Genomic DNA, 20,366 nt, shown 5'->3' on the forward strand with positions numbered 1-20,366 from the left:
TGATGCTAACAACGTTCCTCAGCGTTGTCCTGCTTTATTTAGGGGTCGATAAATTTTATTACGTTCTGGCTGGAGGACGAAAATTCGCCACCTTTCCTGATCTTAGAACGCAATTGGCGGTTGGGGGAAGTTACCTGCTGTTATCGATCGTTTATCTGATCTGGTTAGCAAATTTGCTCAGTTCATCTTGGCTGCATTCAACCTGGAGTTTCCGCACGATTCTCCTCAAAACTTCATTTTTCTGGCTCGCTGCTTTTATCGCCTACCCGCTGGGCAATGACACTTATTTATATCTCCATGCCGGATTGATGAACCTCAGCGGGGTTAATCCGTATCTCACTCGTGCAGCCTCTTATGTGACTGAATTATCGCCCTATGTGGATTGGGGGCAGACTTCAACCTACGGAATCGTTTCGCAGGCTTTATTTACGTTTTCTGCTTTATTCGTAACGATTCATCCCATCGTTGCCCTTCATGTATTTAAACTCATCTGCTTAGCATTGCATTTATTTAATGGCTATGTAATTTGGCGTTGGTTGCCGATTCCAGAACGCGGCAGAATTACGATCGCTTATCTGCTCCATCCGCTGTTACTGATGGAGCAAGTCAGTTCTGCTCACGTCGATATTCTCGTTTCCACGAGCCTTGTGCTATTTGCCATCTCATTTACTCGACAACGCTTTTGGCTGGCGTTTGGTGCGCTTTGGGGCGGTGTTCTGGGAAAAACGCTACCGATTATCTGGGCACCTTGGGTTGCAGTCACTCTACTCCGTCAAGGTCATTGGAAATGGTTGCTGGCAATGGTTGTGGCATCGGGCGCGATCGTCACTGGACTCTGGTTTACCGTGATGCCGGAACTCGCTGCATGGCAAAGTGTTCTCAATCCTGGAGTCGCCGGACAATACCAATCGTCGCTGATGTCGATCGCTAAATTTGTCCTGGATCTTGTCCGGATTTTCACTCCCAACAATCTCACGCTAATCGAACAGCGATCAATTCTCGCGACTCTTTCCAATGCCACCCTGATCGGATTCTTTTGCTTCTACTGTTGGCAACTTTGGCGTAGCGATAAACGCTGGAACAATACGCCTCAAATGTTGCTCGAAGATATGGGCTGGACAACAATGATGCTGTTGTTGTTTGCGACCTCTTGGTTAATGCCTTGGTACTGCTCAATTCTCATCACTTTCGCTGCATTGATTCCACAGTCTCGCATCTTCGGACTGACGACTTTAGCCTTTGGCTTGTCGAGCAGCGCCCAATACGTACTTGGAACCAATAGCAGCACGAAGAGCTTTGTCTCGATCGGCATTCCCATCCTGACCCTAATCATTAGCTCGATCGTACTGCGATCGAGATCCACGCTGCCGCCTGAGCCTCCCCAAGAACTGAAACCGCTACCAGAGCCAGACCCAACGGCAGAGCTGAATTAACTTACTTGCGACGAACCGCGATCGTGTAAGAAGGACGCTGTTTCTCTTCTCGTTGCGTCTTCACAATCCGCAGCGTTTCATCGACATAGACATGCTCAAACTTCGGTGTAGCGCGATAAGTCTTCTCTAACTTTTTCAAAGTCGTTTTATCCACATTGTCGAGCTTCAATTCCTGCGGCAATGAGGTCTTCTGAGTAAACTCATTCCAACGCGACTCTAAGACTTTATGAAACCAAGCTTCAGCCCGCTCGATCGTTAACGGAATCGCTCTCCATCTCAAAGTTTGTTCGATCGCAACATTCTGAATAAACCATTCGCCATCCCGAATCTCGAACTTCTGCATCACCATGAAATCGTAGGCAGCTAGGATTGGGTCAAGCCACTTAAATCGCGATCCGGGTGCATACCGCGCAATATTCGCATAGTAACCGTTCTCTAGAAAGATTTGATAAGAACAATCGTGCAGACGACCGGGCAACACATCATGGAAGGGAATCGTAGACCAAACAGGTGTCCACACACCAAGCACGATCGGAACCTGAGATTCAACTGCTGGATAAGGATTCCGCTGCTGCAATTCTTCAAAGTAAGGAGCCAATTCGTTCTTTGCGTAGGCAACCTTTTGATTGAGCGGATCAGTATCTCGGTCGTGAACCAGCGATAAAAGTTCAGCTTTCAACTCTTCGGTTGTCAGTTGGCTGAGGCGATTGATCTGAATATTGGCGACCATAATGTTGTTCCCACCCATAAAATTGCTGCGATTTAACCCAAATTTTAAAAAATTTAACAATACGATCGCTCTATCCTCTGGCGGGGATTTCGCTCTACTTGAAGAGGGGTTTCCGCCTAACGCGGTGAAAAGTGGCGCAATTCTGGATTCTTCTGATAAAATGGCTCAGGTCAATGCTGGTGTAGCTCAGTTGGTAGAGCAGCTGATTTGTAATCAGCCGGTCGCAAGTTCGAGTCTTGTCACCAGCTTTCAAGAAAATCAGGCACGTAAGGCTTCTAGCCCTTGCTGCGAGTCAATTTTTCAATCGCCTCGAAATTGGCGTTGGTCTTTTTTGGGTCAAATTAGAAGGCTTTGAATCACGATTGGGGTAAATTTGGGCTTACAGGTGTAGGTTTATGGTGAAGCTACCACGATGAGTTCAAGACTAAAGCAAGCGTTGGTTGCGGAACCAGGGGGGGCATCCGGATCGGTATCTGCTGGAGTTCTGCCTGAGTGCCGAGCGTGAGCATCCACAAGGTCGCAACCGCCATCGCCAACCAATGGCGTTCCGCGCGTTTGGGGTCAGTGATGCGCGAGTGTTGCCAACCCCAGCATTCGAGCGGCTTCGTCTGGAAACAGCGCACCTGCCCCTGCCATTGTTCGTCGAGTGCCACAATCTGACGCATCGGTTGCCAATCGCCATCGCTCACGCATTGTCCCGTTTTGTTCGGGGCTTGTATTAATTCGCCAGCGCTGCCCCAATACTGCACTGAAATGGAGAGAACCGTCAGACGGTCTTTCTACGTAGTCACGTCCATCGCTAAAAATAGCTCCCGGCACCGCGTGGGCAACAACGACATGACCCACTGCAACATAAACCTACACCTGTAAGGGATTTAGGGGGCGAAAAATTTTGGCAATGACCGATGAATTGACAATGAATCAAGTGCTAAAGCCGCCTTGCCACACATCCTTTGCGGTCTTGATCCGATCGCGGTTCCTGCCAAGAATACGCAAAATGACTCACCGAAGAAATTCTAGGTGACAGCGATCGCAATGCCTCCATTTGCACCTCTAACGGCGGACGATTACTAATTGACTCCTGCCAAATTCCTGCTAAAACAGGTTTTACCTCCGTTCCTGGAGATGCTTGGGCTACCACCCGCTGAACCTGCTTCACGATACAATCTGCATTGCCACAAGTCGCATAAGACATCGGATTCCAGGAAATATTCTTAGGAAACCGATCCCAAGGCTGTAATCGCGAATCATATCCCCGCCCGATCGCTTGATTGCCTTCTGGAAAAAACACTGCACCCGCTGGCAATCCCGCCTGTTGCACCGGATAAATTGCAACATTGAGAAAATCTACGACTCCTTGCATCGCATGAGCCACACTCAATCGCCATAAATCCGTTTTCAAAACGCCCGCTCTTTGTCCGACTGTTCCGCGAGTATCGATCGCATTTAGAACTCGCCCCTGCCACATCGGAACTCGCTCACGCGGAAACAATTTATCCACCGCAGCAACATCACTCGCACTAATCGACCCTCGATCGAGATATCGCTTGATCAATTCCCGTCCTTTGTTGTTCAGTCCTCGATCGATGAGTGCCTGTCTCGATGCCTCCCCAAACACCCACAAATCTTGCACACTAGTTGCAACTGATGCTTTCCCTCGACTGCGCGGATAGCGAATGTAATCAAACAAAACCCCGTCTGGTCTGCGCTTTAGGACTGCTTGCACCATGCGGTAATAATCCTGTTTCGCCGCCAGGCTGTACGGATCGATAAACGCTTCATCAGGGTTCAATGTGCCTAAATCGGTTCCCAATCCTGCGATCGTATTAGCCGTAAAACTGGTCTGTCCGCGACCATTGCGCAACAATGAAACCTGCTTTTCGGGCTTAATCGCATAGGTGTAACCGAAATTCATGCTGAACATCCAAGCATAAACTTTCAGACCGCGATCGCGTCCTTTCTGAATCACTTCAGCCAGCAGATCGACGTTGTTCGGAGATTGAATCATCGATTGCCAGGCGGTCGGATTGTCGTTTGCGGGAAGCAGAACTTGACCGTTAAAAAAAGTCTCGACGTAAACTTCGTTGTAGCCGCGATCAACAATGCGATCAAGCACTTCCTCGATCGCTCCTGGTCGAGCATCACAGGCATAAAGCCGTAACCAAATTCCCTGGGTTTTTAGCCAGTTTTGATTTCGACATTGCCGTAATTGATCCGCCTGTTGGCGAAGGAGCGTTTGATATTTTTGTTGTGCTTCTGCTCCACCTTTAAGCGCTTCACGACGAGCAGCATCTTTTTGCTGAATCGTTCCCGAAGTTTGCTGACAATAAGGAAGAAAATCCGCTTTTGCAACACTGCGCCACACACCTTGGAGAATTAAGCTCGTGGTGACGATCGCGAAAACTAAGCCATTCCGAAAAGAGATTACTCTCATAAATTGATGTAGATGAACTCGACAGGTTCACAGCCAAGACAGAGTTTATCGTCTTCTGTCCGAGAATCTGAACCGTAGCGATCGTGTCTTCACCGACATGAAATCAGTGTGAGTAGCGATCGCTCAAAAATTTTTAGAAACGGAACTTGCGATCGGCTTCCTGAATTCGCAAATCGTTAATACTCGCTTCTCGTCGCCGCATCAAGCCATTCTCAGCAAATTCCCACTGCTCATTGCCATAAGAGCGAAACCAGTTTCCAGAATCGTCGTGCCATTCGTACTCGAACTTTACTGAAATTCGATTGTCCGTAAAACTCCACAATTCTTTTTTCAATCGATAGTCGAGTTCCTTGTCCCATTTGCGCTTGAGAAAAGCTCGAACTTCTTCGCGTCCATTGAGAAATTCTGAGCGATTTCGCCATTGAGAATCTTCGGTGTAGGCGAGTGCAACGCGATCGGGATCGCGAGTATTCCAAGCATCTTCAGCCGCTTGTACTTTGATCTTTGCCGTTTCAAGCGTGAATGGAGGTAAAGGCGGTTTCGTTTCCATAACATCAAACTATCGGGTCGATCGCTTATTCTAGGCGGCAACGTTGATCGAGCAATGGACAAAATTCTTAAATTTCTACAGCAGAAAGCGCACCAGTTTGAGAACTCGTGCGCTTCTTAGAATTCGGGGAATCAAAGCGAGGGGATGCTTTAAATTCTTTTCGCTACGTTGCTTACTCGCCCCGGAATGGAATTCGGGGCGGGAGTGACCGAAGCGGAGAGTTTCAAAATTAGCCTGCAAGATCCTCTGGATTCGGTCCAGCTTCAATGCCAAGCTGTTTGTGGCTTTTTTTCAGTTGCTTCCACAGCGATCGAATTTCTTGAAACGATTCTTCCGGTGTGATTTTGCCGCCTGTTTCGAGACAGCAGATATACGACACTCGCTGAGAAAACTCCTGCAAATTCGCATTAAACACCAAGTTCTCTGGTTTGACTTGTCCCCGATAGCGGCTGCGCGGGTATAAGAAGTTGTGTTGATCTGCCATCTCTGATCTCCTTTTAAGAAAAGTTTTGGTGTTTGCGCTTCAGTGGACATCAACCACTGGGTTGCACGGTACGATTTTTCTCCTGTATTTCGAGGATGGGAATCTGAATCGAATTTCTAATTTACCCTACCTTAACCTGATTTTAACCTAGTCTTTTGGTAGATGCTGTACCAAAAAATACGGCTTCATCTAGATTAGACAGAGCCGTATTTCTGAACATCACTCGATAGTATAATTTCTTCTTAATCTGATTCGGGTCGATTAAACCTGCTTAATCGCCAAACTCATCACTAGTCCCAGCTAATAGCAATTACTTTAAAGATCAAATAGTTCGCTTAAAATCGGGTCATCCGAACAGATGCCATAAAACTGTTCCAGCGGTTTTGCATCTGTTACTGATGCTGGGACAGGTTGATAAATGACCACAATGTTATGCTTTTCATTACCTAGAGCGATCAACGATTAAATCGATTAGTTGATTCACTACTCGATCGCGAGATAAATCGATCGAGTTTTCTCCCCCTAACATTTTTTGCAGAATCACCCAAGACACCATTGATCCAAAAAAGATTTGGGCGATCGCTTCTGGATCACGAATGTTTAATTCTGGATGATGTCGAAAATACTCAGATAACAATCGCTTCCCGCGTTGGGCAACGGTTTGGATGAATAGCTCTGCTAACTCTGGAAACCGCTCAGATTCAGCAATTACAATCCGCAGTAAGGGCACATAGTAACCGTTATCGACTACTTGAGTGAAGTAAATTTCTGCTAATCGTCGCAGCAATGTTTCAGGATCAATCTGCTGATGATCCAGGTGAAACACCGCTTCAAATCGAGAAAGCGTTTCACCTTCGATTAGCGATCGAAACAATCCTTCTTTGTCTTGAAAGTGACTATAAATCGTTTGTTTAGAAACGCCCGCCTCGGCAGCTACGCGATCCATACTAGTTCCTGCATAGCCCGATCTCAGAAATACGTTCATTGCCCCTTTGAGAATTTGGTCGCGTTTTGCGGTTTGTCGATCGCTTGTCACTGACATTAATTTTTCCAAAGCAATACTTGTTTAATCATACTAGACCGTCTAGTATGATCTGTATTCTGCCAACAGAACTTAGTAAAAGTCATATGACTCAAACACTTCCTCAACCTGCGGATCACGGTGTGGCTCCGGTTACAAAGCCCAAACGATCGAAGAAACTGCTGATCATTCCGGGGTTAATTGCGATCGCGGGGATTGGGTTTGCGACTTGGCGATTTTTGCCGCGACCAGAAGCGACGACTTTACCGCTGAGCGGACGGATCGAGGCAAATGAAACGGATATTGGGGCAAAAACAGCGGGTCGAGTGACCGATATTAAGTTCCGCGAAGGCGATGAAGTGCAGAAAGATCAGATTGTGGCTCAGTTAACGGATGAGGAAGTGAATGAGCAGTTACGAGCTGCAGCCGCACAAGTCGCATCCGCCCGACAAGAAGAACAGCAAGCCCGTTTAGATATTGCGGTGGCAGAAAGTAAGATTCAGGAAGCACAGTTGAATCTCCAACAATCTCAAGGAGATGCACGCGGACGGATTGATCAAGCTTCTTCGACCGTAGCGGCAGCGCGGGCACAGTTAGCACAAGCAAATGCGAATGTGAAAGAAGCGGAAGCGCAGTTAAAAGAAGCACGATCGAGAGCGAATCTAGCGGTAAAAGATCGCGATCGCTTTGCTCAACTCATCAGCCAAGGTGCAATCAATAAACAACAATTCGATCAAGCTCAAACGAATGTCGAAACTGCACAAGCAGCGGTTGATACTGCAAACGCAACACTACAAGCGCGTCAAGAAGCGGTAAATGCTGCAAATGAACAGTTTAGAGCAGCGGAAGGTGGACTTACACAGACCGAAACAACCGGGTTAAATCCGGACATTCGGACTGCACAGTTATCGGGATTAGAGCAACAGCGGGAACAAGCTCGATCGCGGTTAATTGCGGCTCAGGCGAAAGTGAAAAATGCGATCGCGAATCAAGCACAAATTCAGCGACGATTAGATTCGTTTGTGGTGAAAAGTCCGATTCATGGAGTCGTGACAGCGCGACCCATTGAACCCGGAGCCGTGGTTGCCACTGGAAGAACTTTGTTAACTGTGATTGATTTGAACACCGTTTATCTACGGGGATTTATTCCTCAAGGTGACATTGGAAAAATTCGGGTCGGGCAACGTGCTCAAGTATTTCTTGATTCCGATTCGAAGAAGCCTCTTAGTGCGAGAGTTGCCGCGATCGATCCAAAAGCCTCATTTACGCCAGAAAACATCTATTTTCGAGACGATCGAGTCAAGCAAGTGTTCGGTGTGAAAATTACGATCGATGATCCGGGTGGATTTGCAAAGCCTGGAATGCCCGCAGATGGGGAAATCATTCTCAAGGATTAGTCATGACTTCAGCCGTTGAATTCACTCCGAATGCTGCTTTTGATACGATCGATTCTGTCGTTCAAGTTCGCCAGCTACACAAACATTATGGTCGGCTGGCGGCGGTTCGCGGCATCGATTTTAGTGTAGCTCCAGGAGAACTGTTTGGGCTGATTGGTCCAGATGGAGCAGGAAAAACGACGACGTTTCACATTCTGGGCGGCATCATGGAGGCGACCGCTGGAGAAGTTCAGGTGCTGGGCTTGCAGGCTCGTGATGCACGCTTACAAATTGGTTATCTGACTCAACAGTTTTCATTGTATTTAGATTTAAGTATTGATGAAAATTTGCAGTATGTTGCAGGTTTGCGAGAAGTTCCTGAGCAGCTATTTCAGCAGCGACGAGCGAAGTATTTGAAGTTAATGAGCTTAGATCGATTTGGCGATCGATTAGCCGGACAGCTATCGGGCGGAATGAAACAAAAGCTGGCGCTTTGTTGTGCGTTAGTATCGCAACCAAAAGTATTATTGCTCGATGAACCGACAACGGGCGTTGATCCGGTTTCGAGGCGTGAATTTTGGGATGTGTTGGCAGCATTAGCAGCGGAGGGAGTGACGATCGTGGTTGCGACTCCGTATCTCGATGAGGCTGAACGCTGTAATCGAGTGGCATTGATGTATGACGGCATGATTCAACAGCTTGGAACGCCCGCCGAATTACGTCAAAGTTTAGGATTGCATCGGCTTGAAGTTCATACACCACAGCTTGAGATTGCTGAACAGGCTTTAAGTGGAAGTTCTGGAATTGCAGATGTTCAAACTTTTGGCGATCGATTAGATGTGTTAGTCGCTGATCCGAATCGAGGAGAAGGGGAAATTCGGGAGCAATTTCGCGATCGACACCTCGCTTTAACTTCGATCCATACTGCCGAACCCACATTAGAGAACGTCTTTGTTACACGATTGCGCCAACAAGGATCAGCCCCGCAGTTTCTAGAGTTTCCGCGTGGTCGATCGGGACGTAAATCTCCTCAAGACACTGCAATTTATGCTCACAATCTCGATCGAGTATTTGGCACATTCCAAGCAGTGAAAAATGTAAATGTGGAAGTGCGCTACGGAGAGATTTTCGGATTGCTCGGTGCAAATGGAGCTGGGAAAACGACCACGATTAAAATGCTGTGTGGATTGCTTCCGGCAAGTTCTGGAGACATTTCACTTGGCGGAGAACGCGGAAATTTACGAAGCAGTGATCTAAGAAAGCGGATTGGCTACATGAGCCAGAAATTTACGCTGTATGATGACTTGTCGATCGTGCAAAATCTCGAATTCTACAGCGGTGTTTATGGTGTTCCTCGAAAGCTCAGACGCGAGAAAATTGATTGGGTGCTGGCAACCTGTGGACTAGAAGGACAGGAAAACATGCTCACCGGACAGTTACCCGGAGGTTGGAAACAGCGAGTCGCGTTTGGTGCCTCTGTGCTGCACGAACCGGATATTCTATTTCTCGATGAGCCGACTTCTGGCGTTGATCCACTAGCACGACGACAATTCTGGCGATTGATCAATGACTTTGCCAGAAATGGTACTGCGATTTTAGTCACGACTCATTATCTAGAAGAAGCAGAACAATGTAATCGAATGAGCTTTATGGTCGCGGGTGAAACGGTTCTAGAAGGTTCACCCAATCAGGTGAAAGCTGCCCAACCAGGACAACTCATCGAGATCGTGATTGATCAAACTCAAGCTGCTTCTAATCTACTAAAACAACAAATGGAAAGCTGGCGAGTGTCGATTTTTGCCGATCGCTTACATGTGGTGATTGATCATCCCGAAGAAATTGAAGAACTGCGATCGCGTCTCCTCGCTGCTCATCTTTCTCCCCACTCCCTACTCCCCATTCCCTACTCCCTCGAAGATGCCTTCATCGGAGTCGTCCAACGCGCTCAAAACAAACTATGAAACGCATCCTGGCTCAATGTAAAAAGGAACTTGCCCAGTTTCGCCGCGATCGATTAACATTAGCGCTTGCGTTCATTCTGCCCTTGATGACGCTCTTCATCTTCGGCTTTGCGATTCGACTGGAAGCGAAGAACATTACTTTGATTGTGCAAGACTTCGATCGCAGTAATCTGAGTCAGTCATACACCGAGCGATTGTACGCGACGAATCAGTTTACTCCAGTGCAGTGGAACGGGCTTGATCCGGTGAAAGATGGTATCGATCGGGGAATTACTAAAGCTGCGGTGGTCATTCCACCGAAGTTTAGTGCGGATGTCGTTGGAGGTCGATCGAGTACTGTTCAGGTGCTGATTGATGGAACCGATGTGAACAATGCACGAGTGATTAAGAACAGCATTCAGGCGTTTACCAATTCATTTATTCAAGATCAGAATCTATCACAGTCACCTTCTCAACTATCAGCCAGCATTCGATTGTGGTTTAATCCAGGGCGGCAAGAATCGCTCTACATTGTTCCGGGTGTGTTTGGTGTGATTTTGGCAATCTATCCTAGTTTACTTGCTGCCCTGGCAATGTCGCGTGAGAAGGAGCAAGGGACAATTTTACAAACCTATGCTTCGAGTATCAGTGCAGCGGAATTGCTACTTGGAAAATGCTTAGCTTATTTCATTGTGGGGATTGGTCAGGCTTTTGTAGTCATGGGGATCGGGTGTGCTGTTTGGCAGTTGGGATTTGCGGGTGATCCTTCGCCTTTGTTTGTTGGAGGAGCGCTCTTTCTAGTTGCAAGTGTGATGTTTGGATTGTTTATTGGAGTGCGGGCAAATAATCGATCGGTAGCAGTTCAAGGAGTCGCAACCGCAGGATTTTTACTTGCACTCTTGCTATCAGGATTTATTTATCCGCTCAGTAACATTCCATTTCCGTTGTCGCTCGTGAGTAACATTGTTCCTGCTCGGTATTTTATCGAAATTTCTCGTGATGCGTTTGTTCGTGGAACAGGCTGGAGTGGGGTTTGGATTGCTCCGGTACTGCTCGCGGTGTTGGCGTTTGTTCTGTTTAATGTTTCGCGTCGAATTCTTGGTCGAATGCAGCTTCCTGGGTGATGGATATGAATATTTTTCGACGTTTGTTAGAAAGCCGCTTCTTTGTTTTGGCAGTTAAGGAAATTAGTCAAATTCTGCGGAACAAACAGCTTATTTTTCTGTTAGTGTTTCCGCCAACGATTCAATTGTTGATTTTTGGATTTGCACTGAGTCCAAGCGTTGAGAATCTCAAGTTGGGCGTGATGGATTATTCTAATACGCCGATGAGTCGTGAACTGACCGCAGCACTAACGGCAAATGGAGTCTTTGAAGTGAAATCGAGGACGATCGATGAATCTGATCTTAGTCGCCAAGTTCGACGCGGTGAAATCACAGCAGGCTTGATCATTCCGACGGATTTTAATCGATCGCTACACTCTGACAATCACCCTGCTGAAGTTCAAGTGCTGATTGATGCGGTCGATGCCAATACTGCCGGAATTGCCAGCGGTTATGCAACTCAAATTATTAATCAGTTCGGACAGCGATTTACGCCTGAAGTGGCTCCCCCGATTCAGACTCAAGCAACCATTCTCTACAATCCGGGCTTAGTGTCGAGTTGGTTTATTGTTCCAGGTGTGATTGGATTAGTGTTGAATCTTGGTAGTTCGCTGGTTTCGACCGCTGCCGTGGTGCGTGAGAAAGATACTGGAACATTAGAACAGCTTTTGATGACTCCTGCGGCAGAGTGGGAGATTATTTTGGCGAAAGTGGTTCCTTTGTTTGTTCTGCTCTTGGGCGAAGTGATATTAGCGCTTTCGGTCGCGCATTTCATCTTTCAAGTGCCTTTTCGAGGCAGTTTGCCACTGTTTCTGTTCTTCTCTGGATTGTATGCTTGTGTCGGGATTGGAGTCGGTTTTTTGCTGGCAACGATTTCCAAAACACAACAGCAAGCGATTCTCACTTCGTTTTTTATCAATCTACCTTTGATTCAACTCTCAGGCGCGATCGCTCCGGTTGAAAGTATGCCGAAGTTCTTCCAAATCGTATCACTTGCGAATCCGCTCCGGCACTATGTCAAGATTGCACGCGGCGTGTTGTTGAAAGGAAACGGGTTAGATGTACTGTATCCAGAAGCGATCGCATTATTTTGTTTTGCGATCGCACTTCTGTACATCAGCACCAGTAAGTTTCGGAACCAGCTAAACTAAAGGCTTTGTTTCAATTGGAAGTTCTAGCACAAACTCTGTGCCTTGACCCGGTGTAGACTCACAGGATAAGTGCCCGTGATGTTTCTCGACCACAATTTGATAAGCGATCGACGATCCTAATCCGGTGCCGCTTCCCACAGGTTTTGTTGTGAAAAATGGATCGAAAATCTTTTTCATCACTGCTTGAGACATTCCAATGCCGTTATCTTTGATCCGAATCGCGACTCGCTCTGGGTGAATCACTTCAGTTTGAATTTCGATCGTTGGAGTCCAAGCAGAAAGTTCGTGCTGTGAACGATCAAGCAGTGCGTCGATCGCATTACTAATTAGATTCATCAAAGCTTGATTGATTTGATTCGCGTAACATTCCACTTTAGGTAAATCACTGTAAGTTCTGACGACTTGAATCTCAGGAGTTGTGGTGGTTGCATTCAAACGATGCTGCAAAATTAGCAACACACTATCAACGCCTGCATGAAGATCGACCGATTTCATCTCAGATTCGTCTAATCGGGAAAACGTTCGCAAACTCAGTACAATGTCTCGAATCCGCTCGCTTCCACTCCGCATCGAGGTCAGTAACTTTTGTAAATCGAAGGTCATGAACTCTAGATCGATTTGCTCGATCGCAGTTTCAATCTCAGGAGTTGGATTTGGGTACTCACGCTGATAGAGCAAAAGTAAATCTAGCAAGTCTCGAAAATAGTTGCTTGCAGGAGTCAAATTGCTGTGAATAAACGTAATCGGATTGTTAATTTCATGAGCAATTCCCGCGATCATTTGTCCGAGCGAAGACATTTTCTCGCTTTGAATTAACTGAGCCTGTGTCATTTTCAACTCTTTGAGTGCTTTAGACAGACTGTGATTTTTTTGCTGTAACTCTTGAGTTCGCTGCTCGACTTTTTGTTCAAGCGTTCGATAAAGCATCGCGTTTTGGAGTGAGATCGCTGCTTGTGCGGTGAGAATTTGCAGAACTTCAAGTCGATCGCTGGTAAATGCCGCAGTTGTCAGATTGTTCTCTAGATACAAAATGCCGATCGTTTGACCTTGATTTTGCACCGGAGTACAGAGAACACTCTTTGATTGATGCTTCCGAAGATAGGCATCTGAAGCAAAAGCTGCTTCTGTGTAAGCTCGATCGAGCACGATCGCGTCTGAAGTTCGCATCACATAGTGCACGATCGATTGTGGAATCAATTCACTTTCTTCTACTGGAGTTGCAGCGATGATTGATCCATTTTGTGGAGTTGCCTCAGCGATGACCTGCCACTGCTCATTCTCAGGACGCATAAACACACAGCGTTCTGCTCCGGCATTCTCGATCGCTAACTGCATCAATGCCGAAATCAGTTTCTCAAGCTCGATCGCGCTCGACAAGGCTTGAGAAGCTTTGACAATTGCAAAAAAGTCGAGCATCACGGTGCCTTTCATGCTGCTCGACAAAGAGCTAATTCCCTCAGATGAAGTCGTAATGTGAGAAGTCGATTGTCGTCTGGAAAGTTGTAGGAGCGAGAATTGTTGAGGATAAGCAGTTTCTAGCTGTTGAACTTTCGCGAGAGCACCCCAGCGAAGATAACCGTAGTAAGTATCGGCAAAATAAGACTGCGCTAGTTTTTCCTTTTGCCATTGACAATAGAAGTGCACAGCCCGTTCATTTGCGATCGCAGCTTCATGTAAGTATCCATTTTTCTGAGCCGTTGCGATCGCCCGATCATATTGCTCGATCGCTTCTAGTTTCTGATCAAATACCCGATGTCGCTCTGCTTCAACTAGCTCGAATCGATGCTGATAGTTAACGGGAGCGAAAGTTGACCAGTGTGAAAGCTTCGCTTGATTTGCCGTGAGTGTTACTAAAATCTGAGACTGTTCAGACCGAGAAACATTCGGATAAACCGCGAGTCGAGCAAGTGAATCATAGAAATGCAATAACCCAGCAGCAGTATCAGAACTTAAACTGTCTAGATAAATTTTTGCGCGATCGGAATATTCTAAAGCCTGCTCATACTGTCCAAACAGATAAGCAAGAATCAATTTTTGAACATAGAGCTTGCAAATACTACTGTAGTCGTTCCGTTGCTGATAGTGCTCTAACTCGATCGATTCATCATAGCCCTCACCGATCAAAACATAAGGATTCTCACTTGGATTGATCAAATTCAGAATCACTTGATGCAGCATTTGATTGACTGATCGAGGTGTTTCTTGTTTGAGTTGCGCGATCGCTTCAGTGTAAGTAGAAATCTCTTGCACCAGTTGCGTCAACTCTTTACCGATATAATAAGAACCTGCACAATAATTGTGTAGTGCAAACGCTGCTGCTTCTAGATCACCTGTCTTTAGTCCGAGTTGATACGTCTCAAGCAGGTTCGGCAAAACAGTATGAATGGGTTCACGCCAGTGTTTGACTAACGAATTGACAACCATCATCGTCAATGGTTTGAGTGATTCGACCGCATAACGATCGAGGAGTGCGATCGCAAGCTGTCCGAACTGATAGCCCTTGTCAATCTCGCCCATGCCACAAAGAGCTTGACCCTGTGCCGCATAAGCAAACGCAGATTCAGGAGCATTACCGTATTGCAACGAGAGCTTTACTTGCTGTAAAATCACGACTGCTGCCAAGGTTGGAGAAACGAAGTAAGCAGCACCCGTCATGCTTGCCAAAATTCGCATTGCAGAAAGGATGTTCAAGTTCGTCATCGGCGGCAATTCGAGCAAATCCGCGATGTTTCGTTCTGCTAATTGTGCGATCGCTTCTCCAAATGCGTGTTGCACATCGATTTCGGTCGGTTGCTCTGGTAAGATGATCCCAAATTGGCTGAGAATTGTGAATCCAGTCGCGATCGCAGCTTGCCGATTTCCTTGAGCCTTTTCTGCTTCAATTTTGACCTGATAGAGTCTGACTTGCTCTAGTGGTGTTTTTGCTTGTTGTAGTGCCGAAGTGATCCATTGTTCTGTTTGGGTAAAATGCCCACTCAAGTAAGCGGTTTCTGCGGCTTCTTCATGCAGTTTTAGTGCCAAATCATAGGACTGCCAGCAATCTTCACCGAGTAGTTCAATACCCGTCTTGCAATAGTCAACGGCTGTTTGATAAGCGGTGGATGCTTTGGCTTTTTGTCCTGCTCTAAGATTCAAGCGGGCAAGTTCTTCCCGTTTGACTGAATCGCTAACCAGGGTTGCGCCGAGATTAAGAGAATTGACGATCGCGAATAAATGCTCCTCTCGCTCAGCTTCTGGAATCGATCGCAGCAACAATTCACCGATTTTCAAATGAGTTGCAGGTTTTTGATTGTCCTCGATTAATTGATAAGCGGCTTGCTGAATTTGGTCATGTGCAAATCGATATTGTGCAGATTGTTCGATCGGATCAACTGAGTGATCTTGAAAGACTTTGTAGTTGTCATCGCTTGGGAAAATCAGCTCTTCTTGTAGAGCCGCCCACAGATTAGCGGCAGTTTTGTTTGGGGATTGTTCTGCGATCGCAGATAGCATCTCTAAGTCAAATGAATTCCCAATACAAGCTGCTAGTTTCAGAACCGCTTGAGTGCTTTCTGGAAGTTTCTGTAACTGTGATGCCATGAAGGTCACAACATCATGACCGAGCATCAAGCTTTGACTTCGAGCTAAATCATAGTTCCAAACACCGCAATTTAAGTCGAATTGAATCAGTTTTTCCTCATACAGCAGCTTGAGAAATTGACGGCTGAAAAACGGGTTCCCTTTTGTTTTGTGATACACCAATTCAGTCAGCGGAGTGGCTTGCTCAGATGTGTAATTGAGCGTTTCGGCAATCATCTGATTGAGATGGTGTGGCTCTAGAGGAGTGAGCGCGATCGTATTAATCGTAGTGCCATTTTGCCGAAGTTTATCGAGAGTCAGCATCAGAAAATCAGCGATCGAAACTTCCTCTTCTCGATAAGTTCCAATCAGCAATAAATAGCCTTTGTTGCTGTCTTCCATTAAGACTTGCATCAGGTTTAGAGAAGCGAGATCTGCCCACTGAAGGTCATCGAGAAAGATTACTAGCGGGTGATGCTCTTGTGCGAAGACTTGAATAAACTGCTGCAATAGTAAGTTAAAGCGATTTTGTGCAGCGATGCCCGTTAGTTTGGAAGCAGGACATTGTTCACCGAGAATGGTTTCGAGTTCCGGAATCACTTCGATTAGAACTTGAGCATTTTCGCCCAAAGCTCTTAACAGCTTCAATCGCCACCGTTCTAATTGGGCGGTACTTTCAGTGAGAAGCTGTCTGATGAGATCTCGAAAGGCTTGAATAAATGCGGAAAAAGGAATGTTTCGCTGAAACTGATCAAATTTTCCTTGAATTAGATAGCCTCGTTGTTTCGTCGCGTCTTTGCTCAGTGGCTTTTGAACTTCCTGAATGACGGCAGTTTTTCCCATGCCCGAAACGCCCGCAACGAGTATGATTTCACTCGCACCTTGAGCAATTCGATCGTATGCTGCAATCAGCATTTCAACTTCTCGATCGCGTCCATACAATTTCTGCGGCATCACCCAGCGATCGCAATAATCTTGCTGCCCGATTTCAAACTGAGAAATCTGACCTGTCTGATTCCATTCGCGCTGACAAATCTCTAAATCGTGCTTCAATCCTCGTGCACTTTGATATCGCTCTTCCGCATTTTTCGCCATCAGCTTCCTCACGATCGCGGTGAGAACGTGCGGGACTGCGGGATTAATTTGCTCGATCGAAATCGGTTGTTTTGCGATGTGTGCATAGATCAATTCCATCGCATCGTCCGATTGAAATGGAAGTTGTCCCGTTAAAAGTTCGTAGAATGTTGCACCTAAAGAGTAAAAATCAGTGCGGTAATCAATGCCGCGATTCATCCGTCCAGTTTGCTCCGGAGACAGGTAAGCGATCGTGCCTTCCAAAACGCTTGGATTTGTTGCCGTCTGCCTTTCTTGCGGCAGTAAAGAAGCGATGCTGAAATCGATTAATTTAACTTGCTTAGTCTGAGGATTGATTAAAAGATTATCGGGCTTAATATCTTTGTGAATGATGCGGTGTTGGTACAAATCAGCGAGAATCTCAGCAATCTTAATCGCGATCGACAAGAATTCACCGACATCAATCCGCTGCGCCGCGAACTTCGCTGCATATTGCCTCAGAGAAATGCCGCCAAAGTCCTCGGTCACAATGACAAAGCGGTTTTGATAAGTCTCTAGTTGATAAGAACGAACCACACCGGGAAGATTGATATCTTTAGTCAGTGTGTACTGATTTTTGAAATGAACTAGCTCGATCGTGTCTGGATACGGATTTTTTAGCAGCTTGAGAATGACGAATTTGCGATCGATGTGGCGAATCGCTCGATAAACGAGAGTACGAGATCCGTCGTAGAGGGTTTCAACGACTTCGTAGCCAGCAAGGTGAATGAATGTAGCAACCATACAAGACTGAGGGCACGACTTGGGGCAAGTCCAGTGTGCCCACTCTTACAAGCGAGTAATACCCAATTAGTCTCTTTTAGATGAAGTATCTGTTCTACCAACCCCAAGAGCCAGTTTCGCCCTTAAACGGCCCAACTACATCGCTAGTAATCCACCCACCATAAAACTGTCCAGGTTGAGGTATGACCTTTTCGCCGTCTACATAACAGGCATCCATCGGAGCAGCGTAAAACGCAACATAGTTTTCGATCGCCTGAAAGTTCGGAGTTGGACTGCTATAGTACCAAGCCACATCAACGGCAATTTTTTCCCCAACTTTGACGCTGTAGTAACTCCCCTGCCCTTTCCATTCGCAGAAGGTCGATCGATTCGACGGTATCAAATAGTGCTGCCCAATGTCATCAGGTGGAATGTAGTAGGTCGGTGGATGACTGGTTTCGAGAACCCGCATTGCTTTCACGGTATCCACGATCGTCACTTCATTAAAAACAATCTGGATTCGCTTGTGAACAGGTTCTAAGCGAGGAGGACGCGGATAATCCCAGACAGATTCTTGTCCGGGCTGAGGAGGAATCGGAGTAGGGCGCATAGTGTCTATTTTCGGTAAGCGATCGCAAAACGGTCAATTCCAGCCAAATCTTTATGGACTGTAATGCGATCGTAGCTTCCCTGAGCCGATAATAGCGAGACAATTTCGTCTGCCTGCCCCATCATCATTTCCACCATCCAAACGCCGCCAGAAATTAAATAATCCGGTGCAGTTTGAACCAGATGCCGAATGCTTTCTAAACCGTCAGAGCCGCCATCTAAAGCTAAATGAGGTTCGTGCAATCTCACTTCAGGTTCAAGTTCTAAAACGGTTTGAGTCGGAATATAAGGCGGATTTGAGACAACACCGCTGATCGAATGTTTCAAATGCTCGATCGGCTCAAACCAATTTCCTTGATAAAACTGAACGCTGACATCGAGCATTTCCGCATTCGATCGCGCAATGTTCAACGCTGATTCACTCTGATCGACTGCATGAACGATCGCACTCGGTAAAGAAAGTGCAAGCCCGATCGCGATCGCACCGCTCCCCGTCCCCAAATCGACCCACTGACCCGCTTTCAGGGTTGAATCTTGAGCCATTGCAAAATCGATCAATAGTTCTGTTTCCGGTCGAGGAATCAACACGCCGGGAGCAACTTTTAATTCAAAATTTCGCCAAGGAGCAATCCCCGCTAAATATTGAATCGGCGTTCGTTCTTCGATGCGTTGTTGCCAAGCTCGATCGAGATCAGCGATCTGCACTTTCGATCCGATCGCGTGATCCGGTTGTAATCGCAAAAAAAGTCGATCGATTCCTGCGAATTCTTGCAAGAGCCAATCGACTTCATCTGGGGAAATGTCGTGAGCGATCGACTGATGTTTCGCGGTCGATCGCCAATTCCAAAGCTGACTTCCAGGAATTAAAACAGTCATCCAGGATTAACGCTTCGGAGGTTGTTGCGGTTGTGGTCTTTGTTGCTGCGGCTGTTGTTGCGGTCTTTGTTGTTGTTGCTGCGGTCTTTGTTGCTGTTGACGTTGTACAAATTCCAGCGTTTCTCTCGGCGGAATCAGCACAATCTTGTCAAGCTGCGGATCTTTCTCGCGCTGCATCGCCTGCATCACGCCTTCGAGCGGAAAGACCTGAATATCAACGGTGGCAGCGAGATCCGGTTTTTGCTGCTTAAATCGATCGACCAACGGCTGCAAGTCTTCTTTGTTAAAGAACATCGGAATCACCGATGTGTTGCCTTCTTGAATCGTCAAGAAGCCTTTGTCCTTACCCGCACGAGCGACAAACAGCGGCGTTCCGTTGAACTGAGCCACTTGCTGACCGTTCGCTTTGAGAACCGCGAGCGCAGCATCGAGTTGTTGTTTCGCGGGCACGTAAGCGAAATCGAGCTTCTCAGTCTTACCTTGAGTGCCTTGATTCAATTGAAAAACTTCTGCCAGCGACACGGGCACGACCCGGACATCTTTTGCGAGTGCGGGATTTCTAGTTTTGAGATTTTCTAAAAACGCATTCGCGTCTTTTTGGCTGATAAACACACCTGCCACAGGGTTTCCTTTCTGACCGTTTGGCGGTTGAGCAACCAGCGGCGCACCTTGATTATTGGCGATCGTAAAAACAGGGACAACCTGTAGCTTTTGCTTGATCTGCTCTGGGGTGAGGGCGAGCGCTTGTAACCCCGCAAGCAGAGTGCTACCCACAATTGCAGCAGTTGTACTCCAACGTACCAATGACTTCATGTTTGCTCCTGGCTAAAAACGATGACCGAAATCCGAAGCGTTTACTGTCCCATTCGATCCGGCTGCAACCTCGATCGCTGCGTCGAATCGGTTTTGTTTATCCGTCTGACCTAAACTGTTACGAATTAGTTTCCGCACCGTTTGGATAACAGACATTCACGATGTTTGAACCTTTTATTCATCAATTCTTGGAAATATTAGCATCGATTTGTGCCGCCGTAACATTCGAGTTACGAACTGCCTTTGGATCATTTTGTCGATCGCTTTCTATTTAATTTGTGCTGAAGCGAACAGTTTTTGATGGGAAGGAAATTTGAGAAGTCAGGTTTAATACTGAAGGCAAATTTGCGCGATTTTGGGGATCTTTAAGCTGTTTGTTCGACGGTAGGGAGTGGGCACACTGAATCAGAGTGGTTGCGTCCGTAGTATCACTGAGCTTCGATTCTTCCGAA

16 protein-coding genes and 1 tRNA gene are annotated in these 20,366 nt (G+C 46.6%); 6 read left to right on the forward strand and 11 right to left on the reverse strand.

What is annotated here, in order from left to right; translation table 11 throughout:
• Positions 1 to 2: 2 nt before the first annotated feature.
• A complete protein-coding gene (locus NIES2104_RS26145; protein WP_225895289.1) occupies positions 3 to 1,433 on the forward strand; it encodes a hypothetical protein in 1,431 nt (476 codons plus the stop codon).
• Position 1,434: 1 nt separating this feature from the next.
• Here NIES2104_RS26145 and NIES2104_RS26150 read toward each other — a convergent pair whose 3' ends face one another.
• The gene (locus NIES2104_RS26150; RefSeq protein WP_059001288.1) at positions 1,435 to 2,163 is read right to left on the reverse strand and encodes a hypothetical protein; all 729 of its coding nucleotides are present in this window, start codon (positions 2,161 to 2,163) and stop codon (positions 1,435 to 1,437) included.
• A 175-nt stretch (positions 2,164 to 2,338) separates the two neighbouring features.
• Here NIES2104_RS26150 and NIES2104_RS26155 point away from each other — a divergent pair.
• Positions 2,339 to 2,411: transfer RNA gene (locus NIES2104_RS26155), tRNA-Thr, on the forward strand.
• A 313-nt stretch (positions 2,412 to 2,724) separates the two neighbouring features.
• Here the strand turns inward: NIES2104_RS26155 and NIES2104_RS32000 are convergent.
• The 5 genes from NIES2104_RS32000 to NIES2104_RS26180 form a co-directional block, all read right to left on the reverse strand.
• The gene (locus NIES2104_RS32000; RefSeq protein ID WP_156427058.1) at positions 2,725 to 3,009 is read right to left on the reverse strand and encodes a hypothetical protein; all 285 of its coding nucleotides are present in this window, start codon (positions 3,007 to 3,009) and stop codon (positions 2,725 to 2,727) included.
• Between the two features lie 82 nt (positions 3,010 to 3,091).
• Positions 3,092 to 4,597 (reverse strand): hypothetical protein, encoded by a 1,506-nt coding sequence (locus tag NIES2104_RS26165; protein WP_059001290.1) that lies wholly within the window; start codon positions 4,595 to 4,597, stop codon positions 3,092 to 3,094.
• A 133-nt stretch (positions 4,598 to 4,730) separates the two neighbouring features.
• Positions 4,731 to 5,147, reverse strand: coding sequence for a nuclear transport factor 2 family protein (locus NIES2104_RS26170; protein ID WP_059001291.1), 417 nt, complete (start codon positions 5,145 to 5,147; stop codon positions 4,731 to 4,733).
• A gap of 229 nt (positions 5,148 to 5,376) precedes the next feature.
• Positions 5,377 to 5,631, reverse strand: coding sequence for a hypothetical protein (locus NIES2104_RS26175; RefSeq protein ID WP_059001292.1), 255 nt, complete (start codon positions 5,629 to 5,631; stop codon positions 5,377 to 5,379).
• A gap of 442 nt (positions 5,632 to 6,073) precedes the next feature.
• Positions 6,074 to 6,673: a TetR/AcrR family transcriptional regulator gene (locus NIES2104_RS26180; protein WP_059001293.1), complete on the reverse strand. Its 600-nt coding sequence runs from the start codon at positions 6,671 to 6,673 to the stop codon at positions 6,074 to 6,076.
• A gap of 86 nt (positions 6,674 to 6,759) precedes the next feature.
• Between NIES2104_RS26180 and NIES2104_RS26185 the strand changes: the two genes are divergently transcribed.
• From NIES2104_RS26185 to NIES2104_RS26200, 4 genes are read left to right on the forward strand one after another with little or no spacing between them, the layout of a single operon-like run.
• The gene (locus NIES2104_RS26185) at positions 6,760 to 8,049 is read left to right on the forward strand and encodes an HlyD family secretion protein (RefSeq protein WP_082690085.1); all 1,290 of its coding nucleotides are present in this window, start codon (positions 6,760 to 6,762) and stop codon (positions 8,047 to 8,049) included.
• A gap of 2 nt (positions 8,050 to 8,051) precedes the next feature.
• Positions 8,052 to 9,989 carry an ATP-binding cassette domain-containing protein gene (locus NIES2104_RS26190; RefSeq protein ID WP_059001295.1) on the forward strand — a complete coding sequence of 646 codons (1,938 nt, stop codon included), beginning with the start codon at positions 8,052 to 8,054 and terminating at the stop codon, positions 9,987 to 9,989.
• The gene (locus NIES2104_RS26195; protein WP_059001296.1) at positions 9,986 to 11,092 is read left to right on the forward strand and encodes an ABC transporter permease; all 1,107 of its coding nucleotides are present in this window, start codon (positions 9,986 to 9,988) and stop codon (positions 11,090 to 11,092) included. The genes NIES2104_RS26190 and NIES2104_RS26195 overlap by 4 nt, the downstream gene beginning before the upstream one ends.
• 5 nt (positions 11,093 to 11,097) lie before the next feature.
• Positions 11,098 to 12,222 (forward strand): ABC transporter permease, encoded by a 1,125-nt coding sequence (locus tag NIES2104_RS26200; protein ID WP_059002076.1) that lies wholly within the window; start codon positions 11,098 to 11,100, stop codon positions 12,220 to 12,222.
• Here NIES2104_RS26200 and NIES2104_RS26205 read toward each other — a convergent pair.
• The 5 genes from NIES2104_RS26205 to NIES2104_RS32005 all read right to left on the reverse strand — a co-directional run bounded on the left by NIES2104_RS26205 (position 12,214) and on the right by NIES2104_RS32005 (position 20,070).
• Complete coding sequence (locus NIES2104_RS26205) at positions 12,214 to 17,637, reverse strand: ATP-binding sensor histidine kinase (RefSeq protein WP_059001297.1); 5,424 nt, start codon at positions 17,635 to 17,637, stop codon at positions 12,214 to 12,216. The two genes, NIES2104_RS26200 and NIES2104_RS26205, sit on opposite strands and share 9 nt — an antisense overlap.
• Before the next feature lie 94 nt (positions 17,638 to 17,731).
• Entirely contained in the window at positions 17,732 to 18,226 is a 495-nt protein-coding gene (locus NIES2104_RS26210) for a DUF427 domain-containing protein (protein WP_059001298.1), read from the reverse strand.
• Positions 18,227 to 18,231: 5 nt separating this feature from the next.
• The gene (gene prmC, locus NIES2104_RS26215) at positions 18,232 to 19,101 is read right to left on the reverse strand and encodes a peptide chain release factor N(5)-glutamine methyltransferase (RefSeq protein WP_059001299.1); all 870 of its coding nucleotides are present in this window, start codon (positions 19,099 to 19,101) and stop codon (positions 18,232 to 18,234) included.
• A gap of 6 nt (positions 19,102 to 19,107) precedes the next feature.
• Positions 19,108 to 19,914 carry a Tic22 family protein gene (locus NIES2104_RS26220; protein WP_059001300.1) on the reverse strand — a complete coding sequence of 269 codons (807 nt, stop codon included), beginning with the start codon at positions 19,912 to 19,914 and terminating at the stop codon, positions 19,108 to 19,110.
• A gap of 12 nt (positions 19,915 to 19,926) precedes the next feature.
• The gene (locus NIES2104_RS32005; protein WP_156427059.1) at positions 19,927 to 20,070 is read right to left on the reverse strand and encodes a hypothetical protein; all 144 of its coding nucleotides are present in this window, start codon (positions 20,068 to 20,070) and stop codon (positions 19,927 to 19,929) included.
• Between the last annotated feature and the right edge of the window lie 296 nt (positions 20,071 to 20,366).

The organism is Leptolyngbya sp. NIES-2104 (assembly GCF_001485215.1).
GTDB lineage: Bacteria > Cyanobacteriota > Cyanobacteriia > Leptolyngbyales > Leptolyngbyaceae > Leptolyngbya.

What these genes read in the sequence shown, in the direction of transcription:
- NIES2104_RS26220 (WP_059001300.1), bottom strand. Translation starts at nt 19,914, where the DNA reads ATGAAGTCATTGGTACGTTGGAGTACAACTGCTGCAATTGTGGGTAGC.
- NIES2104_RS26195 (WP_059001296.1), top strand. Translation starts at nt 9,986, where the DNA reads ATGAAACGCATCCTGGCTCAATGTAAAAAGGAACTTGCCCAGTTTCGC.
- NIES2104_RS26190 (WP_059001295.1), top strand. Translation starts at nt 8,052, where the DNA reads ATGACTTCAGCCGTTGAATTCACTCCGAATGCTGCTTTTGATACGATC.
- prmC (WP_059001299.1), bottom strand. Translation starts at nt 19,101, where the DNA reads ATGACTGTTTTAATTCCTGGAAGTCAGCTTTGGAATTGGCGATCGACC.
- NIES2104_RS26210 (WP_059001298.1), bottom strand. Translation starts at nt 18,226, where the DNA reads ATGCGCCCTACTCCGATTCCTCCTCAGCCCGGACAAGAATCTGTCTGG.
- NIES2104_RS26185 (WP_082690085.1), top strand. Translation starts at nt 6,760, where the DNA reads ATGACTCAAACACTTCCTCAACCTGCGGATCACGGTGTGGCTCCGGTT.
- NIES2104_RS26175 (WP_059001292.1), bottom strand. Translation starts at nt 5,631, where the DNA reads ATGGCAGATCAACACAACTTCTTATACCCGCGCAGCCGCTATCGGGGA.
- NIES2104_RS26170 (WP_059001291.1), bottom strand. Translation starts at nt 5,147, where the DNA reads ATGGAAACGAAACCGCCTTTACCTCCATTCACGCTTGAAACGGCAAAG.
- NIES2104_RS32005 (WP_156427059.1), bottom strand. Translation starts at nt 20,070, where the DNA reads ATGTCTGTTATCCAAACGGTGCGGAAACTAATTCGTAACAGTTTAGGT.
- NIES2104_RS26200 (WP_059002076.1), top strand. Translation starts at nt 11,098, where the DNA reads ATGAATATTTTTCGACGTTTGTTAGAAAGCCGCTTCTTTGTTTTGGCA.
- NIES2104_RS26165 (WP_059001290.1), bottom strand. Translation starts at nt 4,597, where the DNA reads ATGAGAGTAATCTCTTTTCGGAATGGCTTAGTTTTCGCGATCGTCACC.
- NIES2104_RS26145 (WP_225895289.1), top strand. Translation starts at nt 3, where the DNA reads ATGCTAACAACGTTCCTCAGCGTTGTCCTGCTTTATTTAGGGGTCGAT.
- NIES2104_RS26180 (WP_059001293.1), bottom strand. Translation starts at nt 6,673, where the DNA reads ATGTCAGTGACAAGCGATCGACAAACCGCAAAACGCGACCAAATTCTC.
- NIES2104_RS26205 (WP_059001297.1), bottom strand. Translation starts at nt 17,637, where the DNA reads ATGGTTGCTACATTCATTCACCTTGCTGGCTACGAAGTCGTTGAAACC.
- NIES2104_RS26150 (WP_059001288.1), bottom strand. Translation starts at nt 2,163, where the DNA reads ATGGTCGCCAATATTCAGATCAATCGCCTCAGCCAACTGACAACCGAA.